General features: G+C 73.7%; 3 protein-coding genes. 2 read left to right on the top strand and 1 reads right to left on the bottom strand.

Annotated features, from left to right (window positions below; genetic code table 11):
• The first annotated feature begins 249 nt into the window (after positions 1 to 249).
• Both E7Z54_RS24210 and E7Z54_RS17995 read left to right on the top strand, forming a co-directional pair.
• The gene (locus E7Z54_RS24210; RefSeq protein ID WP_136436068.1) at positions 250 to 2157 is read left to right on the top strand and encodes a nicotinate phosphoribosyltransferase; all 1908 of its coding nucleotides are present in this window, start codon (positions 250 to 252) and stop codon (positions 2155 to 2157) included.
• Entirely contained in the window at positions 2154 to 2870 is a 717-nt protein-coding gene (locus E7Z54_RS17995; protein WP_136436066.1) for an NUDIX hydrolase, read from the top strand. Before E7Z54_RS24210 ends, E7Z54_RS17995 begins: the two co-directional genes overlap by 4 nt.
• A 187-nt stretch (positions 2871 to 3057) precedes the next feature.
• On the opposite strand, the gene E7Z54_RS17990 is transcribed toward E7Z54_RS17995, so the two are convergent.
• Positions 3058 to 4168: APC family permease (locus E7Z54_RS17990; RefSeq protein ID WP_136436064.1), on the bottom strand; the 1111-nt coding region annotated here is incomplete at its 5' end.

Below are 4168 nucleotides of genomic sequence, written 5' to 3'. Positions count from 1 at the left end.
CGGCGCCCCCGGCGCCCCCGGCGCCAGAGCGTGGTCGAGCACCCACCTGACCAGGTCGGGCGGGGTGTAGAAGGCGCCACGGGCACGCCGCTCGTCCGAGTGCTCGCCGGCCAGGCGCTCCTCGTAGGCCGCAGCGAGCGCCGCGGTTGCCTCCCGGTCGCCCAGCACAGTGGGAGGCTAGCGAGAGCGCAGCGAGCCCCGTGCCCCGATCGTGTTATAGTCAGTCTGACTACAACTAGGGAGGTCCTGATGGTCCCCACTGCCGGCACCGGCCTCCTGACCGACCGCTACGAGCTGACCATGCTCGACTCGTTCGTGCGCGACGGCAGCGTCGACCGGCGCGCGGTGTTCGAGGCGTTCGCGCGGCGACTGCCGGAGGGCCGCCGCTACGGCATGCTCGCCGGGCTCGGCCGACTCCTGGCGCTGGTCGAGGACTTCACCTTCGACGCCGGGGAGATCGCCTGGCTGCGCGAGCAGGGCGTGGTCGGCGACGAGGCCGCCGCCTACCTGGCCGACTTCCGCTTCCGCGGTGACATCGACGGCTACCGGGAGGGCGACCTCTACTTCCCGGGCAGCCCGGTCCTGACGGTGACCGGCACCCTCGGCGAGTGCGTTGTGCTGGAGACCCTGGTCCTCAGCGTGCTCAACCACGACACCGCCGTCGCCAGCGCGGCCGCCCGGATGGTCGACGCCGCTGGCGGGCGCTCGTTGATCGAGATGGGCGGGCGCCGTACGCACGAGGTCGCGGCAATCGCCACGGCGCGGGCCGCCTACCTGGCCGGATTCGACTCGACGAGCAACCTGGCCGCCGGGCGACTGCACGGCCTCCCCACGGTCGGCACGGCCGCGCACGCGTTCACCCTCGCGCACGAGACCGAGGAGGACGCCTTCCGCAGCCAGGTCGAGGCACTCGGCGTCGGCACCACGCTGCTCGTCGACACCTACGACGTCGCCGAGGGGATCCGGACCGCCGTCCGCGTGGCCGGGCCGGAGCTCGGCGGGATCCGCCTCGACTCGGGCGACCTCGCCGAGGAGGCCGTGAAGGCGCGGGCGCTGCTCGACTCGCTCGGCGCCACGAGGACCAGGATCGTCGCCACCAGCGACCTCGACGAGTTCGTGATCTCGGCGCTCGCGGACGCGCCGATCGACGGGTACGGCGTCGGGACCCGCGTCGCCACCGGCTCGGGCCACCCGACCGCGAGCATGGTCTACAAGCTCGTCGCCATCGGGTCCCTCGACGGGGACAGCGAGCAGCTCACCCCGGTGGCGAAGAAGTCGAAGGACAAGGCGTCCGTCGGCGGGCACAAGCGCTCCTATCGTGAGTACGACGACCGCGGGCTCCTCGTCGCCGAGGTGTTCGTCGGGCAGGACGAGTCCGAGCCCGACGGCCTGACTCGCGTGCAGGTGCCGTTGCTGCGCGACGGGCGGACCGTGCACACCCCGTCCCTGGCCGAGATCCGCGCCTTCGCGGCGGCGGTCCTCGCCACCCTGCCGGCCGACGCGCGGAACGTGGCGGCCGGCCCCCCGTACCTGACCGTGACCCATCGAGAGGAGAAGGCTGTGACCGCAGAGACCGACACCAAGAAGGCCCTGATCGTGGTCGACGTCCAGAACGACTTCGTCGAGGGCGGTTCACTCGGCGTCACCGGCGGCCGCGAGGTGGCCAGCAGGATCAGCGCGCACCTCGCCAAGCACGCGGGCGACTACGCGCTCGTCGCCGCGTCCCGGGACTGGCACCGCCCGGGCGAGACGAACGGCGGGCACTTCCACGAGCCCGGCGAGTCGCCGGACTTCACCACCACCTGGCCGGTGCACTGCGTGCAGGGCGAGACCGGATCGGAGTACGCGCCCGAGCTGGTGACCGACGCCGTGACGCACCACGTCGTCAAGGGCATGGGCGTGCCGGCGTACTCGGCCTTCGAGGGCGTTACCGAGGACGGCACGATGCTCGCCGACCTGCTGCGCGACGCGGACGTCGAGAGGCTGGACATCACCGGGATCGCCACCGACTACTGCGTACGGGCGACCGCGCTCGACGCGGCCCGGGCCGGGTTCCGGGTCCGGCTGCTGCCGGGACTGCACGCCGGGGTGGCCGAGGAGAGCTCGGCGGCGGCGCTGTCGGAGCTCGAGGCGGCGGGCGTCGAGGTCGGGCCGTGAGCTCGGAGCACCCACCCTTCGCCGTTGCCGTCGACCTCGCGATCTTCACCATCCGCGACGGCGCCCTGGCGGTGCTGCTGGTGGAGCGCGGCGAGGAGCCGTTCAAGGGTGCGTGGGCGCTGCCCGGCGGCTTCGTCGAGCCCGACGAGGACGCCGAGCAGGCGGCCTGGCGCGAGCTCAACGAGGAGACCGGCGTCGAGCGCTTCCCCGGCCACCTCGAGCAGCTCCGCACCTACTCCGCACCCGACCGCGACCCCCGGATGCGGGTCGTCTCGGTGGCGCACGTGGCACTGGCGCCGGACCTGCCCGAGCCGCGCGCGGGCACCGATGCGGCCGACGCCCGGTGGTGGGTGGTCGACGACCTGATCGGCGAGGACGGCGAGCCGCTCGAGGACGCGCCGGCCCTGGCGTTCGACCACCGTCAGATCCTCGTCGACGCCCGCGAGCGGGTCCGGGCGAAGCTGGAGTACACCACGCTCGCCACGGAGTTCGTCTCCGAGCCGTTCACACTGCCGGAGCTGCGCCGGGTCTACGCCGCGGTCTGGGGCACTCCCCCGGACCTGGGCAACTTCCGCCGCAAGGTGCTCGGCACCGACGGCTTCGTGACCCCGACCGACTCCCACGGCAGCCCCACCGAGACCGGCGGCCGGCGGGCGCTGCTCTACCGGCGCGGGCCGGCGACCGCGATCTCGCCGCCGATGGTGCGGGGCTGACGCGGCGGCTGGTTTCCCAAGGGATGCAGCCGAACCTGCACTTCCCAGCCCCTACTCACCTAGGGATGTGCAGGTTCGCCTGCATCCCTTGGGAAACCTGCACCTCCGCCCCACAGCACCCGAGCCACCACCCGGTTCAGGATCCGACCCCGACCCGCCGCACGCCTGGGCGCGCCGGCCGACCCTCCTACGGCCCGCGGCGCTTCCGCCGCAGCGTCCAGCACAGACCGGCCAGGCCGGTCGCGAGCGGGATCAGCACCGGCAGCCCGGTGAGCACCACGAGCGCGGCCGAGGCGACGAACGAGACGACGGCCGCCAGGCGCGGCCAGCCACCCGGCAGCAGTCGTACGGCGGCCGCGGTGCCCGCCACGTAGACCAGCGCGAAGGTCCCCGTGGTCATCAGCAGGGTGGCGTCGGTGGGAAGCCCGAGCGCGGCCTCGCCCGCGGTGACGAGCAGGGCGAGACCGGCGACCACCAGCAGCGCGTGGCGGGGTGTGGCTCGTCCGGAGCCGACGTCTGCGCCCAGCCAGTGCGGCATCGCACCGGTCAGCGCGAGCGCCGCACCCAGGCGGGACGCTCCGGCGAAGAACGAGTTCACCGCACCCACGGTGAGCAGCACCGCGACCGCCGTGGTCAGCGGCCTCGCCCAGTCGCCGAAGGCGCCGACGAGCAGGTCCGCCAGCGGTGCCCGGCCCGCACCGCCGCCCAGCACCGCCACCGTCACGAACGCGATCCCGAGATAGAGCACGGTCACCACCCCCAGGGTCACGGCGGTGGCGCGGCCGATGTCACGCGCCGGGTCGCGGTACTCCCCCGACAGCGAGCTGACGATCTCCCACCCCGCGAACGCCCACACCAGCAGCGCCGCGGCCGCGCCGACGCCGGACCAGCCATGGGTCAGGAACGGGGTGAGGTTGGCCGGGTCGACCCGCGGCAGCGAGGCGAGGATGGCCACCAGCAGCAGCGTGGCGATGGTGCCGGCGATGCCGAGCTGCACGCGTGCGGAGACCTGGATCCCCATCCAGTTCATGACCGCGACGACCAGGATCACCCCTGCCGTCACCCCGACCTCGGTCGCCCGGCCGCCACCAGCGGCGTCGGCGACGTACGACGCCGCGAACCCGGCCGCGACCGGCGCCCCGATCGGGATGGCGAGGAAGAACGCCCAGCCGACCATGGTCGCGGCACGCGTCCCGAACGCCACTCCGACATAGGTGGACACCCCGCCACCGCCCGGGTGCCGCGCACCCAGCGCGGCGAAGGTCGCCGCCAGGGGCACCGACACGAGCAGCAGCGCG

The sequence above is a fragment of the Nocardioides sp. genome (assembly GCF_004803405.1).
GTDB lineage: Bacteria > Actinomycetota > Actinomycetes > Propionibacteriales > Nocardioidaceae > Nocardioides > Nocardioides vastitatis.
The sequence above is the reverse complement of the archived record's forward strand: the minus strand, read 5'-3'. Positions and strand labels throughout refer to the sequence as shown.

Excerpts from the sequence above, each read along its gene's own strand:
- E7Z54_RS24210 (WP_136436068.1), top strand. The coding sequence starts at position 250 with ATGGTCCCCACTGCCGGCACCGGCCTCCTGACCGACCGCTACGAGCTG.